This window comes from Streptomyces sp. NPDC001070 (assembly GCF_053598835.1).
The window spans coordinates 51,946-78,531 of record NZ_JBSFLB010000006.1; the positions used below are offsets into that span (position 1 = coordinate 51,946).

21 protein-coding genes are annotated in these 26,586 nt (G+C 73.1%); 15 read left to right on the forward strand and 6 right to left on the reverse strand.

The window, feature by feature from the left end; genetic code table 11:
- The first annotated feature begins 88 nt into the window (after positions 1 to 88).
- Together ACWDAS_RS09435 and ACWDAS_RS09440 are read left to right on the forward strand one after the other, a co-directional pair.
- Positions 89 to 679, forward strand: coding sequence for a GtrA family protein (locus tag ACWDAS_RS09435; protein ID WP_450388273.1), 591 nt, complete (start codon positions 89 to 91; stop codon positions 677 to 679).
- A gap of 36 nt (positions 680 to 715) precedes the next feature.
- Positions 716 to 1,807: a sugar phosphate nucleotidyltransferase gene (locus tag ACWDAS_RS09440; protein WP_450388274.1), complete on the forward strand. Its 1,092-nt coding sequence runs from the start codon at positions 716 to 718 to the stop codon at positions 1,805 to 1,807.
- Positions 1,808 to 1,836: 29 nt separating this feature from the next.
- Here the strand turns inward: ACWDAS_RS09440 and ACWDAS_RS09445 are convergent, their stop codons facing one another.
- Entirely contained in the window at positions 1,837 to 3,072 is a 1,236-nt protein-coding gene (locus ACWDAS_RS09445; RefSeq protein ID WP_450388275.1) for a nucleotide sugar dehydrogenase, read from the reverse strand.
- 384 nt (positions 3,073 to 3,456) lie between these two features.
- Here ACWDAS_RS09445 and ACWDAS_RS09450 point away from each other — a divergent pair, with 384 nt between their 5' ends.
- The 8 genes from ACWDAS_RS09450 (at position 3,457) to ACWDAS_RS09485 (ending at position 17,282) form a co-directional block, all read left to right on the forward strand.
- Positions 3,457 to 5,163 (forward strand): glycerol-3-phosphate dehydrogenase/oxidase, encoded by a 1,707-nt coding sequence (locus tag ACWDAS_RS09450; RefSeq protein ID WP_450388276.1) that lies wholly within the window; start codon positions 3,457 to 3,459, stop codon positions 5,161 to 5,163.
- 101 nt (positions 5,164 to 5,264) lie between these two features.
- Positions 5,265 to 6,863: a serine/threonine-protein kinase gene (locus ACWDAS_RS09455; protein ID WP_450388277.1), complete on the forward strand. Its 1,599-nt coding sequence runs from the start codon at positions 5,265 to 5,267 to the stop codon at positions 6,861 to 6,863.
- Between the two features lie 121 nt (positions 6,864 to 6,984).
- Positions 6,985 to 8,823 carry a serine/threonine-protein kinase gene (locus tag ACWDAS_RS09460; protein ID WP_450388278.1) on the forward strand — a complete coding sequence of 613 codons (1,839 nt, stop codon included), beginning with the start codon at positions 6,985 to 6,987 and terminating at the stop codon, positions 8,821 to 8,823.
- An 81-nt stretch (positions 8,824 to 8,904) separates the two neighbouring features.
- Complete coding sequence (locus ACWDAS_RS09465) at positions 8,905 to 10,779, forward strand: serine/threonine protein kinase (protein ID WP_450388279.1); 1,875 nt, start codon at positions 8,905 to 8,907, stop codon at positions 10,777 to 10,779.
- A gap of 64 nt (positions 10,780 to 10,843) precedes the next feature.
- On the forward strand, positions 10,844 to 12,247 hold the full coding sequence (locus ACWDAS_RS09470; RefSeq protein WP_450388280.1) for a serine/threonine-protein kinase: 1,404 nt from the start codon (positions 10,844 to 10,846) through the stop codon (positions 12,245 to 12,247).
- A gap of 20 nt (positions 12,248 to 12,267) precedes the next feature.
- Entirely contained in the window at positions 12,268 to 13,776 is a 1,509-nt protein-coding gene (locus tag ACWDAS_RS09475; RefSeq protein WP_450388281.1) for a serine/threonine-protein kinase, read from the forward strand.
- Between the two features lie 120 nt (positions 13,777 to 13,896).
- Positions 13,897 to 15,498: a succinic semialdehyde dehydrogenase gene (locus tag ACWDAS_RS09480; protein WP_450388282.1), complete on the forward strand. Its 1,602-nt coding sequence runs from the start codon at positions 13,897 to 13,899 to the stop codon at positions 15,496 to 15,498.
- Positions 15,498 to 17,282, forward strand: coding sequence for a GMC oxidoreductase (locus ACWDAS_RS09485; RefSeq protein WP_450388283.1), 1,785 nt, complete (start codon positions 15,498 to 15,500; stop codon positions 17,280 to 17,282). Before ACWDAS_RS09480 ends, ACWDAS_RS09485 begins: the two co-directional genes overlap by 1 nt.
- 73 nt (positions 17,283 to 17,355) lie before the next feature.
- Here the strand turns inward: ACWDAS_RS09485 and ACWDAS_RS09490 are convergent, their stop codons facing one another.
- Positions 17,356 to 17,613 carry an LAETG motif-containing sortase-dependent surface protein gene (locus tag ACWDAS_RS09490; RefSeq protein ID WP_450388284.1) on the reverse strand — a complete coding sequence of 86 codons (258 nt, stop codon included), beginning with the start codon at positions 17,611 to 17,613 and terminating at the stop codon, positions 17,356 to 17,358.
- A gap of 503 nt (positions 17,614 to 18,116) precedes the next feature.
- Positions 18,117 to 18,434 carry a chorismate mutase gene (locus ACWDAS_RS09495; RefSeq protein ID WP_450388285.1) on the reverse strand — a complete coding sequence of 106 codons (318 nt, stop codon included), beginning with the start codon at positions 18,432 to 18,434 and terminating at the stop codon, positions 18,117 to 18,119.
- A 281-nt stretch (positions 18,435 to 18,715) separates the two neighbouring features.
- Between ACWDAS_RS09495 and guaA the strand changes: the two genes are divergently transcribed.
- The 3 genes from guaA to ACWDAS_RS09510 all read left to right on the forward strand — a co-directional run bounded on the left by guaA (position 18,716) and on the right by ACWDAS_RS09510 (position 21,820).
- A complete protein-coding gene (guaA, locus tag ACWDAS_RS09500) occupies positions 18,716 to 20,299 on the forward strand; it encodes a glutamine-hydrolyzing GMP synthase (protein WP_450388286.1) in 1,584 nt (527 codons plus the stop codon).
- Between the two features lie 89 nt (positions 20,300 to 20,388).
- Positions 20,389 to 21,180 (forward strand): class II aldolase/adducin family protein, encoded by a 792-nt coding sequence (locus tag ACWDAS_RS09505; protein WP_450388287.1) that lies wholly within the window; start codon positions 20,389 to 20,391, stop codon positions 21,178 to 21,180.
- A gap of 121 nt (positions 21,181 to 21,301) precedes the next feature.
- A complete protein-coding gene (locus ACWDAS_RS09510; protein ID WP_450388510.1) occupies positions 21,302 to 21,820 on the forward strand; it encodes a DoxX family protein in 519 nt (172 codons plus the stop codon).
- Here ACWDAS_RS09510 and ACWDAS_RS09515 read toward each other — a convergent pair.
- The gene (locus tag ACWDAS_RS09515) at positions 21,758 to 22,024 is read right to left on the reverse strand and encodes a hypothetical protein (RefSeq protein ID WP_450388288.1); all 267 of its coding nucleotides are present in this window, start codon (positions 22,022 to 22,024) and stop codon (positions 21,758 to 21,760) included. The genes ACWDAS_RS09510 and ACWDAS_RS09515 overlap by 63 nt on opposite strands.
- Positions 22,021 to 23,277, reverse strand: a complete 1,257-nt coding sequence (locus ACWDAS_RS09520; protein ID WP_450388289.1) for a PspC domain-containing protein — start codon at positions 23,275 to 23,277, stop codon at positions 22,021 to 22,023. The genes ACWDAS_RS09515 and ACWDAS_RS09520 overlap by 4 nt, the downstream gene beginning before the upstream one ends.
- A gap of 109 nt (positions 23,278 to 23,386) precedes the next feature.
- Here ACWDAS_RS09520 and ACWDAS_RS09525 point away from each other — a divergent pair, with 109 nt between their 5' ends.
- Together ACWDAS_RS09525 and ACWDAS_RS09530 are read left to right on the forward strand one after the other, a co-directional pair.
- Positions 23,387 to 24,688 carry a PspC domain-containing protein gene (locus ACWDAS_RS09525; protein ID WP_450388290.1) on the forward strand — a complete coding sequence of 434 codons (1,302 nt, stop codon included), beginning with the start codon at positions 23,387 to 23,389 and terminating at the stop codon, positions 24,686 to 24,688.
- A gap of 44 nt (positions 24,689 to 24,732) precedes the next feature.
- Positions 24,733 to 25,356: a LuxR C-terminal-related transcriptional regulator gene (locus ACWDAS_RS09530; RefSeq protein ID WP_450388511.1), complete on the forward strand. Its 624-nt coding sequence runs from the start codon at positions 24,733 to 24,735 to the stop codon at positions 25,354 to 25,356.
- 30 nt (positions 25,357 to 25,386) lie between these two features.
- Here ACWDAS_RS09530 and ACWDAS_RS09535 read toward each other — a convergent pair whose 3' ends face one another.
- Positions 25,387 to 26,451: an NlpC/P60 family protein gene (locus ACWDAS_RS09535; RefSeq protein WP_450388291.1), complete on the reverse strand. Its 1,065-nt coding sequence runs from the start codon at positions 26,449 to 26,451 to the stop codon at positions 25,387 to 25,389.
- Between the last annotated feature and the right edge of the window lie 135 nt (positions 26,452 to 26,586).

A 26,586-nucleotide genomic window follows, 5' to 3' on the forward strand; every position in this document is an offset into this window, starting at 1 on the left:
CATCCGTCGGTTGTGCCGCCCCGGTAGCGGCACAACCGACGGACGACGTGGACGGCCAAGAGTCACGAACAGGGGGCATGACTTCACCATGAGCGGACGGCACGCGCTTCCCACGCGGTTGGGCCACCTCTACCGCGAGATCGCGAAGTTCGGCCTGGTGGGGCTCTCGGGATTCGTGGTCAATCTCGTGGTCTTCAACCTGGTCAGGAACGGGGCCCACTGGCAGACGGTGCGGGCGAGCGTCCTGGCCACGGTCGTCGCGATCATGAGCAACTACCTCGGCCTGCGGTACTTCGCGTACCGTGACCGCGGCCAGGAGGACCAGATCGGCAAGAAGCGGGAGCTCGGGCTCTTCCTCTTCTTCAGCGCGGTCGGTCTGGTCATCGAGAACTCGGTGCTCTACACGGCCACGTACGGATTCGGCTGGGACGGCACGCTCGCCAACAACGTGTTCAAGTTCGTCGGCATCGGCATCGCGACCCTCTTCCGCTTCTGGTCCTACCGGACGTGGGTCTTCAAGACCGCCGCCGCCTCCCCGCCGGAGCGCACCTCGCCCGTCGCACGCGGCGGGGCGGCCTTCCCGGCCCCGCCCGTCGCACCTCCCGGCCCCTTCCTGAACATCCCCTGGGGAGAAGACATGACCGACCTCGGATCCCACGCCGTCCCGCCGGCGCACTGACGGCCCCACGGCACGACACGGGAAGACAGAGACACCATGAGCGAAGCCATCCTCCTCGTCGGCGGCAAGGGCACCCGGCTGCACCCGCTGTGCACCTTCACCCCCAAGCCCCTGCTGCTGGTCGCGGGTGTGCCGCTGCTGACCCACCAGTTGGCGCGCGCCGCGGCGGCCGGGGTGACCCGGATCGTCTTCGCCACCTCCTACCTGGCGGAGCTCTTCGAGCGGGAGTACGGCGACGGAGCCGGTCTGGGCCTGGAGCTGGTCTACGTCACCGAGACCGAACCGCTCGGCACGGGTGGCGCGATCCGCAACGCCGCGCGGCATCTCACCTGCGGTCCCGGCGAACCGGTCCTGGTCTTCAACGGCGACATCCTCAGCGGCCTCGACATCCGGGACCTGCGGGACGGCCACCGCGCCTCCGGCGCCGACGTCACCCTGCACCTGACCAGGGTCGCCGATCCGCGGGCGTACGGACTGGTCCCCACCGACGCGCAGGGCAGGGTCACGACGTTCCTGGAGAAGCCCGAGCGGCCCGAGGAGATCGTCACCGACCAGATCAACGCGGGCTGCTACGTCTTCACCCGCTCCGTCATCGACGGCATCCCCGAGGGCCGGGTCGTCTCCGTCGAGCGCGAGACGTTCCCGGGCCTGCTGGCTTCGGGCGCGCATCTGCGCGGTGTCGTCGACGAGACGTACTGGCTGGACCTCGGCACGCCGTCCGCCTTCGTCACCGGTTCCGCCGACCTGGTGCGCGGCCACGTCTCCTCACCCGCGCTGCCCGGCCCGACGGGGGAGGCCCTGGTCCTGCCGGGGGCGCGGGTCGATCCCCTGGCCGTGCTGACCGGAGGCTCCGCGATCTGCGAGGGCGCCGTGGTGGAGGCGGGGGCCGTCGTCGACGGCAGCGTCGTCCTGCCCGGGGCGCGCATCAGCCGGGGAGCGCTGGTCCACCGGTCCGTGGTGGGCCGGGACGCCACGGTCGGCGAGTGCACCAGCCTCGTCGACGTGGTGGTCGGCGACCATGCGCACGTGGGGCCGCACAACGAGGTCCCGGCAGGCGTACGCGTCGACTGCGGGGTGCATCTGCCGGAGCGGGCGGTCCGCGTCTCGGCACCCACCCACCTCGCCTGACACGTCCCGCGGCAGCCCTCCCGCGGGGCTCACAGCCGCGCGGCCGCCCCGACCGGAGTGGCTCCGCGGGTGTCCAGCATCAGCTGCGCCTTCGCGGCCAGGCTCTGCAGGTCGTACCTGCGGTGGTGCTGGAGCAGCACGGTGAGGTCGGCGTGCGCCGCCGCCTCCCACAGGGAGTCGGCGCGGGGCACCGGACGGTCCAGGACACGCCACTCCGGGGCGTACGGGTCGTGGTAACTCAGCTGCGCCCCCAGCTCGACAAGGCGGGCCCCGATCTCGCGGGCCGGTGAGCGCTCCTGGTCGGGCAGGTCCGGCTTGTACGTCACGCCCAGCAGCAGGACCCGGGCCCCGCGCAGCGACTTGCCGTGCTCGTTGAGCAGGGCCGCGGCACGCTGCACCACATAGCGGGGCATGCGCGCGTTGACCTCCTGCGCGTACTCGACCAGGCGCAGCGGATGGCCCCTGACCCGGCCCTGGTACGGCGGATGCCCGGGGTCCAGCGGCATCGTGTGGCCGCCGACGCCGGGGCCCGGGCGGAAGGCATGGAAGCCGTAGGGACGGGTCTCGGCACAGCGGATGACGTCCCAGACGTCCACGCCGATGTCGTGGCAGAACACCGCCATCTCGTTGGCCAGTGCGATGTTGACGTGCCGGTAGTTGGTCTCCAGCAACTGCACGGTCTCCGCCTCGCGCACACCCCGGGCCCGGACGATCCGCTCGGTGAAACGGCCGTAGAAGGTGGCCGCCGCCTCCGTGCAGGCGGGGGTGAGCCCCCCGATCACCTTGGGTGCACCGGCCCGCCGGGCGGGGGCGTACGCCAGGTGGAAGCCGTGGCCCGCCCGCAGCCCGGACCCCTCCTCCAGCAACGGGCGCAGGAACTCCTCCGTCGTCCCCGGGTACACCGGCGACTCCAGGACGACCGTGGTGTGCGCCCGCAGATGCGCGGCCAGCGCGCGGCCGGCCTCCGTCAGGGCCGTCAGATCCGGTTCCCGGTCCTCCCCGAGCGGGGTCGGCGCGCACAGCACGGCCGTCCGCACCCGGCCCAGCACGGCCGGATCCGCGGTCGCCCGGAAGCCGCCCGCGAGCATCCGCCGTACGTCCGCGGCCGCCAGCGCCCCGGACGGCAGCCGCCCGCCGGTGTTGATCGCCTCCACGACCCGCTCGTCCGGGTCGTACCCGATCACCCCGATCCCTGCGGCGCTGGCCGCCTGCGCGAGCGGCAGCCCGGCGTGGCCGAGTCCGATGACTGCGAGGTCTGCGGGCATGGGGGTCCTTTCCTGCGACGGGCGGCGTCCTGGTACCCAAATGGCGCGAAATCAGGCTAACCAGACAGGTAGCTGATATGACTGCACGCCACGCGGTCCGGGATGCCCCCGACTCCCTCAGCCTTTCCCTCCCGGGAAGCGTTGCGGGTGCGTGCGCCTGTGTGCGGGTCGTCTGTGGTTGCGGTGGGGGTGGGGACCCCACACGAACGCAGCGCACGCGGCAACTGACCGCGCCGGACACCCCCACCGCAACCACAACGGCGCCGCACACGCGCCACGCAGGCCCGGCGCAGCCCGGAGTAGCCGGGGGGCGGGACACGGGTAACGATCGTGGGGACGGGGAATGCGCTGAGGCGCGACCCCGAGTCTCTACGGGAGGCCAGGATGCTGACGGCGACACTGGGACCGGCGGAGCGTGCCGCCGCGCTCGCCCGGATGGCGGAGCAGGAACTCGACGTACTCGTGGTGGGCGGCGGCGTCGTCGGCGCCGGGACGGCGCTGGACGCCGCGACGCGCGGGCTGACGACCGGCATCGTGGAGGCCCGGGACTGGGCGTCCGGGACGTCGAGCCGGTCGAGCAAGCTGATCCACGGCGGCCTGCGGTACCTGGAGATGCTGGACTTCGCCCTCGTCCGGGAGGCCCTCAAGGAGCGCGGACTGCTGCTCCGGCGGCTGGCTCCGCACCTGGTCAAGCCGGTGCCGTTCCTGTACCCCCTGCAGCACCGCGGCTGGGAGCGCTTCTACGCGGGGGCCGGCGTGACGCTGTACGACACGATGGCCGTGTCGTCGGGGCACGGCCGCGGTCTGCCGCACCACCGCCACCTCAGCCGCAAGAGCGCGCTGCGCGTGGCGCCGTGCCTGAAGAAGGACACCCTGGTCGGGGCGCTGCAGTACTACGACGCGCAGATGGACGACGCCCGCTACACGATGACCCTGGTCAGGACGGCCACCGCGTACGGCGCGCTGGCCGCCAACCGGGCCCGCGTGATCGGCTTCCTGCGTGAGGGCGAGCGCGTGGTCGGCGCCCGCGTCGAGGACGTGGAGGCCGGCGGGGTGTACGAGGTGCGCGCCAGGCAGGTGGTGAACGCCACCGGGGTGTGGACGGACGACACGCAGGCGCTGATCGGCGAGCGCGGGCAGTTCCACGTGCGGGCGTCCAAGGGGATCCACCTGGTCGTGCCGAAGGACCGGGTCCACTCCTCGTCCGGGCTGATCCTGCGGACCGAGAAGAGCGTGCTCTTCGTGATCCCGTGGGGCCGCCACTGGATCATCGGCACGACGGACACGGACTGGTCCCTGGACAAGGCGCACCCGGCCGCGTCCAGTGCCGACATCGACTACCTGCTGCAGCACGTCAACTCCGTGCTCGCGGTGCCGCTCACCCGGGACGACGTCGAGGGCGTGTACGCGGGCCTGCGTCCGCTGCTGGCGGGGGAGTCGGAGGCCACCAGCCAGCTGTCGCGCGAGCACACCGTGGCGCACCCGGTGCCGGGCCTGGTGGTGGTCGCGGGCGGCAAGTACACGACGTACCGGGTGATGGCCAAGGACGCGGTGGACGCGGCCGTGCACGGCCTGGCGCACCGGGTCGCCGAATGCGTCACGGAGGAGATCCCGCTGGCAGGCGCGGAGGGCTACCACGCCCTGTGGAACGCCCGGGCCCGGATCGCCGCGCGCACCGGCCTGCACGTGGCGCGGATCGAGCACCTGCTCAACCGCTACGGCTCACTCGCCGAGGAGCTGCTGCAGCTGATCGCGGACGACGCGTCGCTGGGCCGCCCGCTGGGCGGGGCCGACGACTACCTGCGCGCCGAGGTCGTCTACGCCGCCTCGCACGAGGGCGCGCGGCACCTGGACGACGTCCTCACCCGGCGGACCCGCATCTCCATCGAGACCTTCGACCGCGGCACGCTCAGCGCCCGTGAGGCCGCCGAGCTGATGGCACCCGTCCTGGGCTGGGACAAGGAGCAGGTGGAGAAGGAGGTCGAGCACTACGAGAAGCGGGTCGAGGCCGAGCGGGAGTCGCAGCGCCAGCCCGACGACCAGACCGCGGACGCCGCCCGGCTGGGTGCCCCGGACATCGTCCCGCTGTAGCGCGCGACCGCACTTGGAGTGAGGTGTGGGCCACGGCCCTCGCGGGGACCGTGGCGCGGCCGGATATCGTTCCTTCTCGTAATCGCAGGAAGGGGCGCGCGATGTCCGACCTCGGACGCCTGGTGGCCGGGCGGTACCGGCTCGTGGAGCGAATAGGCCGCGGTGGCATGGGCACCGTGTGGCGGGCCGAGGACGAGCTGCTGGGCCGGCCGGTGGCGGTGAAGAAGCTGCACCCGCCGCAGGCGCACCTGCAGGACGACGAGCTGGAGACGCTCTTCGAGCGCACCCGGCGGGAGGCCCGCAGCGCGGCGCGGATCAGTCACCCCAATGTGGTGGTGGTCCACGATGTCGTCGACGACGAGGGCCTGCCGACCATCGTCATGGAGTACGTGCCGGCCACCACGCTGGGCGACCTGCTGAAGGAGCGGGGCCCGGTGTCGCCGGTGGAGGCCGCCCGGATCGGCCGGGGGATGATCGCCGCGCTGCGGGCGGCGCATTCGGCGGGGGTGCTGCACCGGGACGTCAAGCCCGGCAATGTGCTGCTGTCGCAGACCGGCCGGATCGTGCTGACGGATTTCGGGATCGCCCAGGCCTCGGGCACCTCGACTTTGACCCGTACCGGTGAACTGATCGGTTCGATCGACTTCCTGGCTCCCGAGCGGCTGACCGGTGGGACGCCCGGTCCCGAGGCGGATCTGTGGGCGCTGGGGGCGACGTTGTTCCAGGCGGTGGAGGGGCGTTCGCCGTTCCGCCGGGACACGGCGATCGAGACGGCGTACGCCATCGCCACCGACGAGGTGCCGGTGGCGGGCCGTGCCGGGCCGCTGGCGCCGGTGATCGCCGGGCTGCTGGTGCGGGAGCCGGAGCGCCGGCTGTCGGCCGAGGAGGCCGAGCGGATGCTGCGGGCCCCGGCCGCCGAGAGCGAGACGGCGAGTGTGCCTCGGGAGAGCCTCACCCTGTCGCACACCGCGCCGACCACCGTCGTGCGGCCCCAGGCAACCCCCGCCGCCGAGGTCCCGCCGGCGGCGCCCGCGGTGCCCGCGGCGCCCCCGGCGCCCGCGCGCGGGCGCGGCCGCCGTGCCGGCTTGTGGGCCCTCGCCCTGGTCGTGGCCGCCGCCCTGGCCGGGGGCGGGTTCTACGCCTCCCGGCACTTCGGCACAGCGGCGGACGCCGGGGACGGTGGCTCGCGGCCGAGTCACTCCGCGACGTCGTCGCAGCCCTCCCCCTCGCCCTCCCCGTCCGCCCCCGGCCCGTCGCCCGTACCGGCCGGCTACCACCTGGCGGAGGAGTCGGACCGCGGTTTCTCCCTCCCCGTGCCCGACGGCTGGACGCGCCAGGTCAAGGGCGACCAGGTCGTCTACGTCGACCCGACCGGGCTGGCCGGTCTGCGGATCGGCACGCTGGACTACGCGGCGACCACCCCGCTGGAGCACTTCCAGCAGGAGGAGCAGCAGACCATCCCCCAGGTGGCGGGCTACGAGCTGCTGCGCATGCAGAGCACGCGGTGGCGTGAACGCCCAGCCGCCGTGTGGGAGTTCGCCTTCCAGGGCAAGGCCCGCGACTTCCGGGCCATCGACCTCGGCTTCGGGGAGCCCGGCGGACGGGAGTTCGCCGTCTACCTCTCGGCCCCCAAGGACCAATGGGACGAGTTCCGGCCGGTCTTCACCAACGTGGTGGACGGACTCGTCGTCCACGACTAGCACACGGCCGGGCCGGGGTGGGACCACGGCCCGGATTCAGGGATGATGGAGGTCTCCATCCCGCGGTCGCCGCAAGCTGGCGATGAGGGAGCTTCATCTTCAGCGACTGCAGAGGGAATTCATGGGCCAGGCGCACGACACCGACCAGCGTCTCATCGCCGACCGCTACCGCCTCGGCGACGTCCTCGGCAAGGGCGGCATGGGCACGGTCTGGCGGGCCGTCGACGAGACCCTGGGCCGCACGGTCGCCGTGAAGGAGCTGCGCTTCCCGCACAACATCGACGAGGACGAGAAGCGCCGCCTGGTCACCCGCACCCTGCGCGAGGCCAAGGCGACCGCCCGGATCCGCAACACCGGTGCGGTGACCGTCTTCGACGTCGTCGAGGAGGACGACCGGCCCTGGATCGTCATGGAACTGGTCGAGGGCCGCTCGCTGTCGGACGCGATCCGCGAGGACGGTCCGCTCACGCCGAAACGTGCCGCCGAGGTCGGGCTGACCGTCCTGGACGTCCTCAGGGCCGCCCACAAGGAGGGGATCCTCCACCGCGACGTCAAGCCGTCCAACGTGCTGATCGCCGACGACGGCCGGGTCGTGCTCAGTGACTTCGGCATCGCCCAGATCGACGGCGACCCGTCCGTCACCTCCACCGGCATGCTCGTGGGCGCGCCCTCCTACATCTCGCCGGAGCGGGCGCGCGGCCAGAAGCCGGGCCCGCCGGCCGACCTGTGGTCGCTGGGCGCCCTGCTGTACGCCTCGGTCGAGGGCCGGCCGCCGTACGACAAGGGCTCGGCCATCGCCACGCTCACCGCGGTCATGACCGAGCCGCTGAGGACGCCCAGGAGCGCGGGGCCGCTGGCCGACGCGATCCAGGGGCTGCTCAACAAGGACCCGGAGCTGCGGCTCGACGACGAGGGCGTGCGACCGCTGCTCGCCGGTGTCGCCCACGCCCCGGACGTCCCCGTCGCGGAGGCCACGCGGACGATGCCGCTGCCGCACTCCGACCCGCAGCCCACCCCGACCGACGCGCCCCCCGCCACCCGCGCGGCCGCCGCCGACCAGGCGGCGCTGCGGGCCGCGAAGACCAAGCCGGAGCCCACGCCCACCCCGGCGACCGCGTCGGCGCCCGTCGCGCCGGTACCGGTCCCCGGTCCGGCCGCCGTCCGGCGCCCGCTCCTGGCCTCCCTGGACGAGCGGCGCCGCCGCGGACTGCTCTTCGTGGCGGTCGCGGTGGCGATCGCGCTGCTCGGCACGGGAATCGGATTCTGGGTCGCCCAGGGCGACGACAGCCCGGGTTCGGGGCAGTCCGGCACGCCGGGGGCCTCGGCGAGCCCCAAGTCCGGTGACGACGGCGTCCAGGACGGCAAGGGCGAGGGCAACGAGGACAACTCCGGCAAGGGCGGTGGCCAGGGCAAGGGCGAGGACAACTCGGGCAAGGGCTCGGGCTCTTCCTCCTCCGGGTCGTCCGACGGTTCCGGCAGCGGGAAGGACGGCGCCGCCGCGGTCCCGGCCGGCTGGAAGACGTACACCTCGTCGGCGGGCGACTTCTCGATAGCGCTGCCCGCCGGCTGGGCCTCCAACAGCAAGGGCAACGGCTACGGCAGCGGAATGATCTTCAATGCGGGGAGCAGCCCGCGCGTGCAGATCGACTGGACGAGCAGCCCCGGCACGGACGCCGCCGAGGCGTGGCGCAAGCAGGAACCCAGCACGCGGACGTTCTACCCCCACTACGACCGGCTGTTCATCAAGTCCGTCGACTACCGCGGCTACCGCACCACCGCCGACTGGCAGTTCACCTTCACCTCCGGCGGCACCAAGATGCGCGCCCTCAACCGCGGCTTCGTGGTGGACGCCCACCACGGCTACGCGATCCTCTTCACGGCGCCCGCCGCGGACTGGGACAGCCCGAAGACCCAGGCGATGCTGGCGAACCTGTTCAAGACCTTCAAACCGGCCAAGTGACACCGCTCGGGCACGTATTGTGAATCATTGCGGACTGTCCGCATCCAGAACGGATCGGATCTGACGCTTTGGGGAGGCGTCGTGGACGACTACGCGGGACGGATACTGGCCGACCGCTACCGCCTGCCGCGGCCGCCCGCCGACGAGTTCGAACTGGTGGAGACCCGGGCCTGGGACACGCTCAGCAGCCAGGAGGTGCTGATACGCCAGGTCCTGCTGCCCGAGGTCGTGGGCCCCGACCCCGAGCCGCACCCCGGCGACGGCGGGGACACCGCCCACCGGGCCCTGGAGGCCGCGCGGGCCGCGGCCGCGATACCCGACCATCCCCGCCTGGTGCAGGTCTTCGACATCTTCGTCGAGGACGGCAGCGTGTGGATAGTGAGCGAGCTGGTCGCCGCCCGTCCGCTGGCCGCGATCCTCGCCGACAAGCGGCTCAGCCCCTACCGCGCCGCCGAGGTCGCCTCCGATGTGCTGACCGCGCTGCGCGTGCTGCACGCGCACGGCTGGGTCCACCGCAATGTCACCGGCCGGACCGTGCTGGTCTGCGACGACGGCCGGGCGATGCTCTCGGGCCTGGCCGTGGGCGCCGCCCAGGAGGCGCTGTGCGGGTACAACCCCGTACCGGTGCCCGCCATGGCCGGAGGCGGCGAGGCACCCGGCGCCGGCTGGGACGGCCCGCACTCCGCGCTGGAGCTGGAGCGCGCCCGGCAGGCCCGGCTCACCGTGGTCGGCCCGGTCACCGAGCGGTGGGCCCCCGAGCAGGCCACCGAGGTGCACGAGAACTGGCAGCTCGCCCCGCCCGTCGGCCCCGCCGCCGACCTGTGGGCGCTGGGCTCGCTGCTCTTCCGCAGCGTCCAGGGCCATCCGCCGTTCCCCGAGGAGAGCACGGCGGAACTGGTTCAGCTGGTCATAGCCGAGCCGCCCGCGTACGCCGAGGAGTGCGGCCCGCTGCGGCCCGTCGTGGAGTCCCTGCTCCGCCAGGACCCCGAGGAGCGGCCGGACGTCGAGGAGCTGCGCGGCTGGCTGCGCTCGCTCGTCCGGTCCGCTCCGGAGCCGGACCTCGGGCTGAGCACCGTGCCCGTGCCCGCGGACGATCCGCACAAGCTGCCGGTCGTACGGCGCCGGGGCGAGCTCGTACGCCGCCGCAAGGCCGCCGCCGACCCCGTGCCGGCCCATCCCGCGCACGGGCGGCACAAGCGCGCCAAGGAGCGGAGGCAGCGGCCCGCGCGCGGGCCCCGCAGCCTCGGGGTCGCCCTGGTCGGGCTGGTGCTGCTCCTGCTGGCCGCCGCGGTGCTGTACGCCGTGCTCTTCATGCCGCGCGGCGGGGCCACGGACGACGAGGGCGCCGCGGGCGCCACGCGGACCCTGCCCGCGCGGGTGCCCGGCGGCGACGAGCGGCCGCAGACGACGAAGCCGCCCGGCAACAAGGCGCCGCGGAGCTCGGCGCCGGTCACGAGCGCCCCGCCGCCCGCGCGGTCCACCCCGGCCGACAACACCGCCACCACCGGCCTCGGCGGCGACTTCCGGCTGCGCACCGACCCGGAGGGCTTCAGCCTCGCCGTCCCCAGCGGCTGGGCACGCGCGGGCAAGAACGCCGACGGGCAGGTCCGCTACACCGGCGGCGACTACCGGCTGATCGTCGTGCCCGGCCGCGACTCCGTCGCCGACAAGGGCAGCGACCCGATCGTCTACCAGAACGACGAGCCGGAGCTGGCGGGGTTCCGCGCCTCCGGCTGGTCCTCGGCCTCCGGACTGCGCCGGCTCGACATGGGCGGGATCACGGCCGCGGAAGGGGAGTTCAGCTGGAGCGACGGCTCCGGGCAGCAGCTCTTCGCGCGCAACCTGGTGATGATCCGCGACGGGAGGTACCACGTCGTCCTGGTCGTCGGCCCGGACAACCGTCGCGCGGACGTCAAGCGGTACTTCGAGAAGGCGGCGGAGTCCTACCGCACCTGAGGGCGGCGCCGGACCGGAACCGCGGGGACCCGGCGAGCGTCGGAGAGGCCGTGGGGGCAGGGGAGTGAGCGGGAGCGGAAGCGTCCTGGCCGGAAGGTACCGGCTCGGCGACGTCATCGGCCGCGGCGGCATGGGCCGGGTCTGGGAGGCCCAGGACGTCGTGCTGCGGCGGACCGTCGCCGTCAAGGAGCTGACCCTCGGCGGCCACCTGGCCGAGGACGACCGCGCCGTGCTCCAGGAACGCATGAAGCAGGAGGCCCGCGCGGCCGCCCGGATCAACCATCCCAATGTCGTGACCGTCCACGACGTCGTGGAGCAGGACGGCCGTCCCTGGATCGTCATGGAACTGGTCGACGGACGCTCCCTGGACGAGGCCGTGAAGCAGGACGGCCCGCTCGCCCCCCGGCAGGCGGCAGCCGTCGGCGCCGCCGTGCTCGGGGCGCTGCGCGCGGCGCACACGGCGGGCGTGCTCCACCGGGACGTGAAGCCCGCCAACGTCCTGCTCGCCCGTGACGGCCGGGTCCTGCTCACCGACTTCGGCATCGCCGTCGTCGAGGGCGACGCCGCGATCACCCGGACCGGCGAACTCGTCGGCTCCGTCGACTACCTGGCGCCCGAACGGGCCCGCGGCGGCCGTCCGGGCCCCGAGTCCGACCTGTGGTCGCTGGGCGCCACGCTCTACGCGGCGGTCGAGGGCCGCTCGCCGTTCCGCCGCACCTCGCCGATCGGCACGCTGCAGGCCGTGGTGTACGAGCAGCTGCCCGAGTCCCGCGCCGCGGGCCCGCTGCGTCCGGTGATCGCGGCGCTGCTCGCGAAGGACCCGGCCGCCCGGCCGCCGGCCGGGCAGCTGACGGCCACGCTCACCGCCATCGCGGCGGGAGGCCCGCGGCGGCGCCGGCCCGGCGGGCGGCGGACCGCCGCCGTGGTGGCGGCCGCGGTCACGGGGGCGCTGCTCGCGGGCGCCGGAATCGTGCTGGCGGTCGTGAACCACCGTGGCGGCGGAGCCGACGGGGTCCCGGCCGGCTACGTGCGCGTCCAGGACCCCGCGGGGTTCAGCCTCGCCGTGCCGCGCGGCTGGAAGCGGCAACTCGACGGCGACCAGATCGACTACACGCCCGACAACGGCGCGCACCGGCTGCGCATCGGCGTGGGCCGCGCGGCACGGGAGCTCAATCCGTACATGCACCTGCTGGAACTGGAGAAGAGCGTCCGCGCGCTGCCGGACTACACCCGGGTGCGGCTGCACCAGAACAGCTTCCGCGGCGGTGACGGCGCCCTGTGGGAGTTCACCTGGACCGACTCCAAGGAGCACCCGGGCCCGCGCCGCGCCGTCGACCAGGCGTACGTCACCGGTGACGGCACCGAGTACGCCCTCTACATGGGGGCGCCGGCCGGCGACTGGGCGGCCGCATCCGCCCGGTTCCAGGTCGCCCTGCAGACCTGGCGGGCAGACGGCTCCGGGAATTGACGGTGCGGCATCATGGGCGCATGACGGGCGACGGGGGGCGGCTGGTCGCGGGTCGTTACCGGATCACGGGGCGGCTCGGGCGTGGCGGCATGGGCACGGTGTGGCGGGCCGAGGACGAACTGCTGGGCCGTCAGGTGGCGGTCAAGGAACTGCACGCCGAGGGCGAGGAGGCGCGCGCCCTGCGGGAGGCCCGTACGGTCGCGCAGATCCGCCACCCGAATGTGATCGTCCTCTTCGACGTGGTCGAGGAGGAGGGCCGGCCGTGGATCGTCATGGAACTGATCGACGGGCGTTCGCTCGCCGACGTCCTCGCCCAGGACGGCCCGTTGTCCCCGCGCGAGGCGGCCCGGGTCGGCGCCGCCGTGACCGGCGCGCTGCGGGCCGCGCACGCGCGCGGGGTGCTGCACCGCGACATCAAGCCGGGGAACGTCCTCGTCGAGCGCGGTACGGGACGGGTCGTGCTCACCGACTTCGGCATCGCGCGGGTGGCCGGCACGACCACGCTGACCCGGGCCGGGGACTTCGTGGGCTCGCCCGAGTACACCGCCCCCGAGCGCATGTCGGGGCAGCCCGCCGGGCCCGCCTCCGATCTGTGGTCGGTGGGCGTCCTGCTGTGCGCGGCCGTCCTCGGCCGGTCGCCGTTCCGCCGCGACTCCCTGGGCGAGGTGCTGCACGCCGTCGTCTTCGACGAGATCAGGCCGCCGGATCGGGCCGGGCCGCTGCTGCCGGTGGTCGAGGCCCTGTTGCGGCGCGAGCCCGAGCGGCGGCTGGCGGCTGAGGAGACCGAGGCGCTGCTGGGGGCGTACGCGGACACCGGTGTGCCGCCCGCCACGGCGCCCTTGCCCGTGCCGGACGCGGAGGCGCGGGACGTACCGCCCCCGCGGGCGCGGCGCCGGCGTGCGCCGCTGGTCGCGGCGCTGGCCGTCGCGGTCCTGGCGGGAGCCGGTGTCGCCGCGGCGTCCCTGCTGCCGCAGGGGGGATCCCCGGCGGGCGGCGGCACGGGCCGTTCCACGGCGGCGACCGGCGGGCGGCCGACCCCCACCCCGACGCCGACCACTGCGACGCCCACCCCGACCCCGAGCATCTCGGTGCTTCCCGCCGGGTTCCGCACGGTCGACGACCCCGCCGGGTTCTCGCTCGCCCTGCCCGGGGGCTTCCGGCGCTCCCTCGAACCGCCGCGGATCTACTACTACTCCGCCGGCAAGGAGTTCCGTGTCGGCATCCGTACGCAGAGCCCCGACCCCGAAGGCCCGGAGGCGGTCATGCGGGCCCAGGACGCATCGGGCCCGGCCGCGTACCGGGGCTACCGGGACGGCTTCGTCACCCCCACCACGCAGAACGGGCGCCCGGCCGCGCTCTGGCAGTTCACCTGGGACGGCTTCACGCCCGGCGAACCCCGCCGCACCTTCGACCTGTGCTGGGAGGAGGACGGCCGCCAGTACGACCTGTGGGTCTCCTCACCGCTCCAGCAGGCGGAACAGGGCCGCAGCTACTTCGACACGGCCCGCGGCACGTTCGTCGCCGGGTAGGGGGCTCGATCACGGCCCGCGGCCCGGCCGGGGCGTTTCTGCCAGCTTTTACTGGCGTCATCGCGAAAACTGGCTACTGACGGGTATGCACGCGGTGCCACCCCGTCGTACGCTCCCGCCATGACGGACTCTCCTACTGCCGGTAACGGCAATCCGGTCGCCCCCTCCGGCACCAGGACGGCCGCTGACGTGGTGACCCCGGACCTCGTCGCGCGGCTGACGCGGGGCGTCGGCGGCAGCGGCCGTACCGTGAACCACACGCCGCTGACCGGCGAGAAGCTCGCGGAGCTGCCCGAGTCGACACCGGAGGACGTGGCGGCGGCCTACGAGAGGGCGCGGGAGGCGCAGAAGGCGTGGGCGGCGACGCCCGTGCGCAGCCGCGCCGCGGTGCTGCTCCGTTTCCACGACCTGGTGCTGGCCCGTCAGGCGGAGGTGCTGGACCTGATCCAGCTGGAGACCGGCAAGACGCGGCTGCACGCGCACGAGGAGGTGCAGGCGGTCGCCGTCGCCGCCCGGCACTACGGCGTCAAGGCCCCGTCCTACCTGAGGCCCAAGCGGCACACCGGCGCCATCCCGACCCTCACCAAGGTGAGCGAGCTGCGCCACCCTCGCGGTGTCGTCGGCCAGATCGCGCCCTGGAACTACCCGCTGGAGCTCTCCATCGGCGACGCGCTGCCCGCCTTCGCCGCCGGCAACGCCGTCGTGATGAAGCCGGACACCGAGACCGCGCTGACCGCCCTGTGGGCCCGCGAGCAGCTGATCGAGGCCGGACTGCCCGCCGACGTCTGGCAGATCGTCATCGGCGAGGGCCCGGTCGTCGGTCCCGCGGTCGTGGAGCACGCCGACTACGTGTCGTTCACCGGCTCCACCCGCACCGGCCGGGACGTGGCGACGCGTGCCGCGGCCCGCCTGATCGGCGTCTCCCTCGAACTCGGCGGCAAGAACGCCCTGCTCGTCCTGGAGGACGCCGACCTCGACAAGGCGGCCGAGGGCGCGGTCCGCGCCTGCTTCTCCTCCGCGGGCCAGCTGTGCATCTCCATCGAGCGGCTCTTCGTGCACGCGTCGGTGGCCGAGGCCTTCCTGGAGCGCTTCACCGCCCGCACCAAGGCCCTCAAGCTCGGCACCGCCCTCGCCTACGGCGCGGGGATGGGCTCGCTGGCCGGCGAGCGCCAGCTGGAGACCGTCACCCGGCACGTGGAGGAGGCCGTCGCCAAGGGCGCCACCGTCCTCACCGGCGGCCGGGCCCGCCCCGACGTCGGCCCGTACTTCTTCGAGCCGACCGTCCTGGACGGCGTCGAGCCGCCCATGGCCGTGTGCGCGGAGGAGACCTTCGGCCCGGTGGTGTCCGTCTACCGCTTCACCGACGAGGACGAGGCGATCGAGCGCGCCAACGCGACGCCGTACGGCCTCAATTCCAGCGTCTGGACGAAGGACACCCGCCGCGGCGCCCGTGTCGCGGCCCGCCTGCGCAGCGGCACCGTCAACGTCAACGAGGGCTACGCCTCGGCCTACGGCAGCGTGCAGTCCCCCATGGGCGGCATGAAGGACTCCGGGCTCGGCCGACGGCACGGTTCCGAGGGCATCCTCAAGTACACCGAGGCGCAGACCGTGGCGACGCAGCGGCTGCTGCCGATGGCCCCCTCGCTGGGCATGGACGACGAGAAGTACGCGGCCTTCATGAGCCGCAGCCTTCGCGTGATGAAGGCCCTGAGGCTCCGCTGATGGAGGGTGAGCCGATGTCCTACGACTACGACGTGATCGTGATCGGGTCCGGCTTCGGCGGATCCGTCTCGGCGCTGCGCCTGACCGAGAAGGGGTACAGGGTCGGCGTCCTGGAGGCGGGCCGCCGCTGGACCCGGGAGTCGCTGCCGAAGAACTCCTGGCACATCAAGGACTACCTCTGGGCCCCCGCCCTCGGCCTTTACGGGATCCAGCGCATCCACCTGCTCGACAACGTCATGATCCTGGCGGGCGCGGGTGTCGGCGGCGGTTCGCTCAACTACGCCAACACCCTCTACGTCCCGCCGAAGGCCTTCTTCGAGGACCGCCAGTGGGGGCACATCACCGACTGGCAGGAGGAGCTGGCCCCGTACTACGACCAGGCCAAGCGGATGCTCGGCGTCCGGCTCAACCCGACCATGACCCCCTCGGACGTCCACCTGAAGGCGACCGCCGAGCGGATGGGCGTGGGCGACTCCTTCCACATGGCCCCGGTCGGCGTGTTCTTCGGCGACGGCCAGGACGCCACGGGCGACGCCAAGGCCGCGCCCGGCGGCGAGGTCCCCGACCCGTACTTCGGCGGCGTCGGCCCGTCCCGGCGCGCGTGCACGGAGTGCGGGGAGTGCATGACCGGCTGCCGCCACGGCGCGAAGAACACCCTCAACGAGAACTACCTGTACCTCGCCGAGAAGGCGGGCGCCGAGATCCACCCGATGACCACGGTCACCGGCCTGGCGGAGAACCCCGAGGGCGGCTACGACATAATCGTCGTCCCGACCGACCGCCGCCGCAAGGCCGCCCCGCGCGTCCTGCGCGCCGAGTACGTGGTCGTCGCCGCGGGCACCTACGGCACCCAGACGCTGCTGCACCGCATGCGTGACGCGGGCCGGCTGCCCGGTGTCTCCGCGCGGCTCGGGGAGCTCACCCGCACCAACTCCGAGGCCCTGGTGGGCGCGCAGACCGACAGCCGCCGCTACCGCAAGCGCACGGGCGAGAAGCGGGTGGACTTCACGCGGGGCGTGGCCATCACGTCCTCGATCCACCCGAACGACAACACCCACATCGAGCCGGTCCGCTACGGCAAGGGCTCCAACTCGATGGGCGGGCTGTCCATCCTGCAGGTCCCGCACGGCACCCGACTGCCCCGCGGCCTCGCCTACCTGGCGCACTGCGCGCGCCACCCGGTGCTGCTCATGCGGTCGCTGTCCAATCGCCGCTGGTCCGAACGCACCATCATCGGGCTGGTCATGCAGTCCCTGGACAACTCGCTGACGACCTACCGCAAGCCCAAGGGCCTGGGGAAGGGCCTGCTCACCGCCCGCCAGGGGCACGGCGCGCCCAACCCCGACTTCATCCCCGAGGGCGCCGAGGCCGCGCGACTGCTCGCCGAGGAGATCAACGGCTTCGCTGGCAGCAACGTCGGCGAGCTGATGGGCACCCCGCTCACCGCCCACTTCCTCGGCGGCTGCGCGATCGGTGAGGACGCCGAGCACGGCGTGATCGACCCGTACCACCGGCTCTTCGGGCACCCGGGCATCCATGTCGTGGACGGCGCCGCGGTCTCCGCCAACCTCGGGGTCAACCCCTCCCTGACCATCACCGCCCAGGCGGAACGCGCCATGTCCCTGTGGCCCAACAAGGGCGAGGCGGACCCGCGTCCGGCCCAGGGCGCGGCCTACCGCCGTGTCGCCGCGGTCGAGCCCAAGCGCCCCGCCGTCCCCGCGGACGCCTTCGGCGCGCTCCGGCTGCCGCTGCTCCCGGTGCCGCCGGTCCCGCCCAAGGCCTGATCACCGCCGGACGCCGAGGGGGCCGCACCCGTACGGGATGCGGCCCCCTCGGCCGTTTCGCACGTCACCGCGCTCAGGCGGCGGCGCCGCTCCTGCGTCGGCGGACCGTGAAGATCGTGCCCGCGCCCACGACCATGGCGACACCGCCGACGGTCGCGATGAGCGGCAGGGACGAGGACGTGCCGGTCTCCGCCTGCGAGCCGATCTCCGTGTCGCCGGACGGCTTGGTCACCGGGGTCTTGCCACCGGTCCGCGGCTCGGATTCGTCCACGTCTGCGGGAACGAGGGCCGCCGAGGCTGCGGCGGCCGCGAGGGTACGGCGAAGCTTCACGGTGGTGGGCCCTTGGAGCCGGTGCGGTGGTGATGCGCCGGTCAGACCCGTGTGGCAGGCACGGGGGTGTACGGGTTCCCGAAACCTTGATGTGTGATCCGACTCACCCGATCGTGGGTCGGATACCTGCCCAAGTGCCGCGAAATGAGTAGTGTGTTCCTCGCAGAGCGGCCGGTCCCGGGCGTCCCCGGAACCGACCGCCACTTTGAGTCGTGACCGGGCTGCTGTCCCCTGCCGTCCGGTCACTATCACCGGAGCGAGGTCCCACGACGCGGCCGCATTGCTTCCACTCGCGCGGGCGCGTCTCATCGCTCCGGTGGCACCCCGCCCAGCTGCGTCTGAGCGGTGTCCACGCGTGGTGTTTCGACGTCTTGCTTCCCTGGCCCAAGGTGACCGCGCCTGGCTGGCGCGGACACCGGATTCAACGAAGGCATCCGGAGGCGGTCACGTGCCGTACGGGTGATGCCCCCCGAACGGGTCACAGGGCCGTGGCCGCGGGGGGTTCAGACCCGGCCGCGGCACAGCTCGAGCAGGGTCATGGCGAGGGCGGTGCCGGGCTTGCCCAGCTGGTCGCTGTAGCGGTGGAGGATCTCCATCTCGCGCGAGAGGTGCACCCGGCGGCCGCCGGACTCGATGCGGGCGCGCTGGATGGCGGCCGAGACCGTCATCCGTTCCCTCACGAGCGCGATGATCCTCGCGTCGAGGTCGTCGATCCGCCCGCGCGCGTCCGCGATGACGCCGGCGGTGTCGACGGTGCCGGTGTCCTCGCCCGTGCCGCCGCCGGTGGCGGTGCTCTGCGCTGCTGCCGTGGTGCTGCTCATGGGGTGTCTCCTCGGGGTCTGGGCCCCCGGACCGCCCGGGACGGGAAACGCGAGGCGCCCCGGGCCGTGTGGCCCGGGGCGCCTGGTGAAGTCGGTACGCGCTCTGTGCGCGATCAGACAGCACGACCATGGCAGCCGGACCAGCCGGTGCCATAGGTAAACGCGAAAAGCGTGCTGCTGAGCATGTCGCACAGTGTGAGCCCTCGGGGCGGGGAAGTAAAGCCGTGGGCCCCGGTAGACTCGGTGAGGACCCCACGTTCGACACCGCCGGAAGGCCCACCGTGGCATCAGCGACCCCAGCCGCCCCCGACACCGTCCTCGTCGTTGACTTCGGGGCGCAGTACGCCCAGCTCATCGCCCGCCGCGTCCGCGAGGCCAGGGTCTACAGCGAGATCGTGCCGAGCACGATGCCGGTCGAGGAGATGCTGGCCAAGCGGCCCGCCGCGATCATCCTGTCGGGCGGTCCCTCCTCGGTCTACGCCGAGCACGCCCCGCGGCTGGACCGCGCGCTCTTCGAGGCGGGCGTCCCGGTCTTCGGCATGTGCTACGGCTTCCAGCTGATGGCGATCACCCTCGGCGGCACCGTCGACAACACCGGCGCCCGTGAGTACGGCCGTACGCCGCTGCACGTCGGCAAGACCGGCTCCACGCTCTTCGAGGGCACCCCGGCCGAGCAGTCGGTGTGGATGTCGCACGGCGACACCTGCTCCGGCGCCCCGGAGGGCTTCACCGTCTCCGCCTCCACCGACCTGGTGCCGGTGGCCGCGTTCGAGAACGACGAGAAGAAGCTCTACGGCGTCCAGTACCACCCCGAGGTCCTGCACTCCGACTACGGCCAGCAGGTGCTGGAGCACTTCCTCTACCGCGGCGCCGGCATCGCCCCGAACTGGACCACGCACAACGTGGTCGAGGAGCAGGTCGCCGCGATCCGCGCCCAGGTCGGTGACAAGCGCGCGATCTGCGGCCTGTCCGGCGGCGTGGACTCCGCGGTCGCCGCGGCCCTGGTCAACAAGGCCATCGGCGAGAAGCTGACCTGTGTGTACGTGGACCACGGCCTGATGCGCAAGGGTGAGTCCGAGCAGGTCGAGAAGGACTTCGTGGCCGCCACCGGCGTGCAGCTGAAGGTCGTCGACGCGCAGGAGCGCTTCCTGACGGCGCTCGCCGGGGTCTCCGACCCGGAGGAGAAGCGCAAGATCATCGGCCGGGAGTTCATCCGGGTCTTCGAGCAGGCCGCGAGCGAGATCGTCGCCGAGGCCGGCGCCCACGGGGAGTCGGTGGAGTTCCTGGTCCAGGGCACCCTCTACCCGGACGTCGTGGAGTCCGGCGGCGGCACCGGCACCGCCAACATCAAGTCCCACCACAACGTGGGCGGCCTCCCCGAGGACCTGCAGTTCCAGCTCGTGGAACCGCTGCGCAAGCTGTTCAAGGACGAGGTCCGCATGGTCGGCCAGGAACTCGGCCTGCCCGAGGAGATCGTCCAGCGCCAGCCCTTCCCGGGCCCGGGCCTGGGCATCCGCATCGTCGGCGAGGTCACCAAGGAGCGCCTGGACCTGCTGCGCGAGGCCGACGCCATCGCCCGTGAGGAACTGACCGCCGCCGGCCTCGACCGCGAGATCTGGCAGTGCCCGGTCGTCCTCCTCGCCGACGTCCGCTCCGTCGGCGTCCAGGGCGACGGCCGTACCTACGGCCACCCCATCGTCCTGCGCCCGGTCTCCAGCGAGGACGCCATGACCGCGGACTGGTCGCGGCTGCCGTACGAGGTGCTGGCCCGGATCTCCACCCGGATCACCAACGAGGTGGCGGACGTCAACCGCGTCGTGCTGGACGTCACCAGCAAGCCCCCGGGCACCATCGAGTGGGAGTAGCCCCCTGAGTGGGGCCGGCTTGGGGCGATACCGGGGAAACCTGGTATCGCCCCTGTTCATCTGCGGTACCTCGGGGTAACTTCCGCGCCATGACCGACACCGCGCCGCAGCCCATACCCCCCGATCAGCTCCATTTCGCACTGCCGCCCACCTTCGAGGACCCCGCCGCGGAACGCCGGCATCGCAAGGAGCGGCTGGTGGTGGCGCTGCGCGCGTTCGGGGAGCTGGGGTACGAGGACGGGGTGTCGGGGCACATCACCGTGCGCGATCCGGAACTGACGGACCACTTCTGGGTCAATCCCTTCGGGGTGCCGTTCCGGCATCTCACCGTGGCGGAGCTGATCCTGGTCAACCAGTACGGCGCCGTCGTCGAGGGGCGCCACCACGTCAACCAGGCGGCGTTCACCATCCACGCCCATGTGCACAGCGCCCGCCCGGACGTGGTCGCGGTGGCGCACAGCCATTCCACCTACGGCCGGGCGCTGGCCGCCCTGGGGGAGCGGCTGGAGCCGATCACGCAGGACGCGTGCGCCTTCTACGAGGACCACGCGCTGTTCGACGCGTACACCGGGGTCGTGGTGGACGAGGCGCAGGCACGGCGCGTCGCGGTGGTACTGGGGGAGCACAAGGCGGTGATCCTGCGCAACCACGGGCTGCTGACGGTCGGCGAGACCGTGGACTCGGCGGCGTGGTGGTTCATGACGATGGAGAAGTCCTGCCAGGTGCAGCTCAGCGCGAAGGCGGCGGGCAAGCCGGTGTGGATCGCGCACGAGGACGCGCTCGCCACGCGTGAGCAACTGGGACACGATCTGGTCGCATGGATCAACTACCAGCCCACCTATGAGCGGATAGCCCGCGAGAATTCAGGGATTTTTGATTGAACGACGGCCGGTTCGCCTACGTATCTCCTGGGGCGCTCCTGGAGAATCGGTTCCGGGAGGGGGCTGGTGGCACGTGCGTTGGGAGAGGGCGGACGTCATGAGCGTGACGGGCATACCGGGCATGGGCGGTACGAGAGACACGGAGCGGTTCCCCAGCCAGGGACCGTGGCGGGACACGGCACGGCGCTATGCGCTGCTGCCGCTGCGCATCTTCCTCGGCGTGACCTTCGTCTACGCCGGCTTCGACAAACTGATGTCCGACATCTTCTTCAACGACAGCGCCCCGGGCTCGCTCGTCGGCACCCTGAACGCGGTGCGCGGCAGCGCCGCGATCCCGGGCATGATCGACCTGGCCCTGAAGAACCCGCACGGCTTCGGCTACGCCATTGCCTTCGGTGAGATCGCCGTCGGCATCGGCACCCTGGTCGGCCTGCTCAGCAGGATCGCCGCCCTCGGCGGCGCGCTGATCTCGCTGAGCCTGTGGCTCACCGTCAGCTGGGCCACCCAGCCGTACTACTACGGCAACGACCTCGTCTACCTGATGGCCTGGCTGCCGCTGGTCCTCGCCGGCGCCCCGCTACTGTCCGTCGACGCGATGATCGCCGGACGCCGGGGCCGGGGACGGCGCGGCCTCGCCTGAGCGGCGGGCCGTCGACCGTCCGCGGACCACACGTGAGGTGACCGCGCCGAGCGCCGCGAGCCCCAGACCGGCACAGGTCAGGGGCACCGCGGTGGCCGCGGTCAGCTTCCACGCGCCGGCGGCGTCGAGCAGGAACGCGGTGGCCAGGCCGAGCAGCACCAGGCCGGTGAAGAGCGCCGAGGGCTCGAATCCATGCCGTCTCACGAGAACTGCACCACCCTCACCTGTCCCACACCCATCTCCACGTCCAGCTCCAGCGTGCCCCGGGACTTCTTCCCGTCCGCCGGATCCAGCGTCACCTTCTGGTTCACCCTGGGCTGGACGTCGACGTCCTTCTCCCTCTCACCGGGCAACTGCACGTCCCCGAGGCCGATTTGGACGTGCATCCGCAGACTGACGTCCTCCGGGATCCTGATCACCAGCTGGCCCGCGCCGACCTGAGCCCGCGTCGAGACGGTGCGCCCGCCGGGCCGGAGCCCGGACAGATCCAGCGTCGCCCGGCCCGTGCCCAGCTCGTACGAGTCCTGCACGGCGGCCACGGTGGTGGGCGCCCAGGTGCGCTGCTTCCAGTCGGTGACGATCGACCGCGGCAGCGCCGTGGAGCCCACCAGCACCGCGGCGGTGAGCAGCACCGCGAAGACCGTGCCGCCGCCGAGCCGCCCCCACCGGGCGCTGACCACGAAGCCCAGGCCGAAGACGGCCAGCGCGGACCCGAAGCCGGTCTGCAGGCTCGTGCCCAGCGGCTGGGAGGACCAGGACGCGGCCATGCCGGTCGCGGCCGCGGCCGCGGCCAGGAAGAACACGACCACGCCCAGCCAGGCGCCCTCGCGCCGTCCCGCACGCCGACGGTCCCGCCACTCGCGGCGGTCGCGCTCCTCATCGGCGGGACCGTCGTCCGGCCCCCACAGATAGCCGCCGGCCCCCGGCGCAGTGGGAGCGTCCTCGACCGCGGTCTCCTTCCACCACGCCGCAGTGGCGGGCTGCGGCGGCGGCTGGGTCGGCGGCGGCGCGGCCGCCTGCGCGGGAGCCTCGGTGGCCTGCCGCTTCTGCACCGACCAGTACACGGCGCCCGCGAAGGCCGCGAGCAGTCCCAGGGAGAAGGCCAGGTTGCCGCCGCTGCCCAGCATCGACAGGAACAGCCCGCAGCCGACCAGGGCGACCAGCACCGCCGTCAGCGCGGTGCCCTCCACCCGCCCGGACAGCAGCCGGTGGGCCTCGCTCTCGGCGTTCTCGCCGGCTCCCTCCATCGGGACGAGCAGCCACGCCAGGCCGTAGGCCACCAGCCCCAGGCCGCCGGTGAGCGCCAGTACGCCGAGCACGATCCGGAAGATCACCGGGTCGATGTCGAAGTACCGCCCCGCCCCCTCGCAGACACCGGCGATCACCTTCGGCTTGCGGCTGCGCGCCAGGCGCCGGCCCGGCGGTGCCTCGGCCGCCTGCGTGTACTGCTCCGTCATGGCTCCATGGTGGCGGCCCGGGACGCGTGCCGGTATCCGGAACGACCCTGACCCCGCATGGGGGCCAACCCTGATACCCACCGTCCGCGAAACATGTGACGATCGGGACATGCCAGCCGCCGGACCGCCGACCAGCCCGCCCACCGGGGCGTCGTACCTCGCGTCCCCGGACCCGGCCGAGCACCCGGTCCGCAAGCTCTACCGCAGCTCCGAGGGCCGGGTGATCGGCGGCGTCGCCCGCGGTCTGGCCGGGCACCTCGGACTGCCGGTCGCGTGGGTGCGCGTCGTGTTCGTCGTCCTGGCGACCATCCAGGGCCTCGGCATCCTGCTCTACGCGGTCTTCTGGTTCGTGGTGCCGCTCGGGGTCGGCGGTGTCGTCGAGGCCAAGGAGCCGCGCAATGCCCGCTCATGGCTCGCCGGACGCCGGCCCGACCGGGGCCAGATCGTCGCGCTCATCGCGCTCGCCATCGGCCTCGGCATCCTGCTGGACAACCTCAACCTCGGCAAGGCCAACGCCTACGTCTGGCCGCTGCTGCTGATCGGGCTGGGCGTCGCCCTGGTGTGGCGCCAGGCCGACAACGCCCGCCGCGCCCGCTGGGCGGAGCTGAGCCGCCGCAAGAGACTGCTGCCGTTCGCGCGCGGTGCCGCCGGGGTGATCCTCGTCGGCGTGGGTGTGACCGGCTTCCTCGTCGTGCAGGGCTCGGTCAGCCACCTCGGCACCATTCTCCAGGCCTCGCTCGCCGTGCTGGTCGGCGTGGCGCTGATCGCCGGGCCGTACCTCGTCCGCATGACCCAGGACCTGTCCGCGGAACGCCTCGCGCGCATCCGGGCGCAGGAACGGGCCGAGGTCGCCGCGCACGTCCACGACTCCGTCCTGCACACCCTGACGCTGATCCAGAGGAACGCCGAGGACCCGCGCGAGGTCGCCCGGCTGGCCCGCGCGCAGGAACGCGAGCTGCGGGCCTGGCTGTACCGGCCCGAGGGCAACGGCAAGGACGACGAGCCGGTCACACTGGCCGACGCGGTGCGCCGGGCCGCGGCCGAGGTGGAGGACGCGCACGGGGTGCCCGTGGAGGTGGTGTGCGTCGGCGACTGCCCGCTCGACGAACGCCTGGTGGCGCAGATGCAGGCGGCCCGCGAGGCCATGGTCAACGCCGCCAAGTACGGTGGGAACGAGCCCGTGCAGGTGTACGCGGAGGTCGAGGAGAGCAGGGTCTTCGTGTCGGTGCGCGATCGCGGGCCCGGATTCGACCTGAACGACGTACCGTCGGACAGGATGGGCGTCCGCGAGTCGATCATCGGCCGGATGCGGCGCAACGGCGGCGAGGCGCGGCTGCGCTCCGCGCCGGGCGGGGGGACGGAAGTGGAGCTGGAGATGGACAGGTCCCAGGAACCAGGGAGGCCGTCGTGAGCACGGAGCGGCGAGTGAGGGTCGTCCTCGTCGACGACCACCGGATGTTCCGCACCGGGGTGCAGGCCGAGATCGGTGAGACCGAGCGGACCGGGGTCGAGGTGGTCGGCGAGGCCGCCGACGTCGACCAGGCGGTCTCCGTCATCACCGCGACGCGGCCCGATGTCGTGCTGCTCGACGTCCATCTGCCGGGCGGTGGCGGGGTCGAGGTGCTCAAGCGCTGCGCCGGGCTCATGACCGACGCAGAACATCCGGTGCGCTTCCTGGCGTTGTCGGTGTCCGACGCCGCCGAGGACGTCATCGGAGTGATCCGCGGCGGCGCGCGCGGCTATGTCACCAAGACCATCACCGGCCCCGATCTGGTGAGTTCGGTCTTCCGGGTCTCCGACGGCGACGCCGTCTTCTCGCCCCGGCTGGCCGGCTTCGTCCTGGACGCCTTCGCGTCCACCGACGCCCCGCCGGTCGACGAGGACCTGGACCGGCTCACCCAGCGCGAGCGCGAGGTGCTGCGGCTGATCGCCCGCGGCTACGCGTACAAGGAAGTCGCCAAGCAGCTCTACATCTCGGTGAAGACGGTCGAGTCGCACGTCTCCGCGGTGCTGCGCAAGCTCCAGCTCAGCAACCGGCACGAGCTCACCCGCTGGGCGACCGCGCGCCGGCTGGTCTGAGGGGCCGGGCCGGGGCCCGGCCCCGGGGCGTCACGCCGGTCGTGTGGCGCCCGCGAAGGGCATCTGGTCGATCGGGGCGAGCTTGACGACGTCACCGGTGCGGGGGGCGTGGATCATCATGCCGTTGCCGACGTAGAGGCCGACGTGGCTGATCCCCGAGTAGAAGAACACCAGGTCCCCGGGCTCCAATTGGGAGCGGGAGATCCGGGTGCCCGCGTTGATCTGGGTGTACGTCGTGCGCGGCAGGGAGACCCCGGCCGCCCGCCACGCGGCCTGCGTGAAGCCCGAGCAGTCGTACGCCGAGGGCCCGGTGGCACCCCAGACGTACGGCAGTCCCAGCGAGTCGTACGCGAAGTTGACGGCACGGGCGGCGCGCGCGTTGGGGGCGGCGACGGGCGCCAGGTCCGAACGGGAGCCGGCGGCGCCGCGGCCGGCCCGGGGGTCGGCGGAACCGTGGCCGTCCGAGGACAGCACGGCGGCGCGCTGGGCGGCGGTGAGACGGCCCAGCAGCTGCCGGGCCGAGGCGAGGCGCTGCTCCACGGTGCGCTTGTGGCGGGCGAGTTCGGCGCGGGTGCCGCGCAGTTCGTCGAGCTCGGCGCGGGTCTCGGCGCGCACCTGCTCGATCTCGCGCTGCTGGGCGGACAGGACGCGCAGCGCGGCGGTCTGCCGGCTGCTCATCCGGTCCAGCATCCCGGCCCGCTCCAGGTAGTCGCCGGGGGAGGAGGCGAGGGCGAGCTGGACGGCGGGGTCGATGCCGCCGCTGCGGTACTGGGCGGTGGCGATGGAGCCGAGGCCGTCGCGGGTGCGGTTGAGGCGCTCGGTCCTGCGGGCGAGTTCGTCCTGGAGCTGCTCGATCCGCTCGGTGGCCGTGTCCGCCTTCTCCTTCGCGCCGTTGTACTGCTCGGTGGCCTGCTCGGCCTCCTCGTACAGGCGGTCCACCCGGGCCCTGGCCTCCTCGGTGGTCAGCCGGGGCTCGGCGTGCCCGGTCTCCCCGAACATCGTCACGGAGGCCGCGCCGGCGAGGGCGAGACCGGCGGCGGTGCGCGCGGTCGTGCCGGCGAGACCGCGCTCCTTGGGCCTTCTGTGCGACGCCACGCGCCGTCACTCCTTCCGGGGTGCCGTCCGTACGCCCCCCGGTGGTCCGGCGGCGGGCGGACGGGGAGCCGTCCACCGCCGGACCTTCGGCGGGGGTGGCCGTGCCGGGGACGGGGTCCTTGCGGCAGTGGGGTC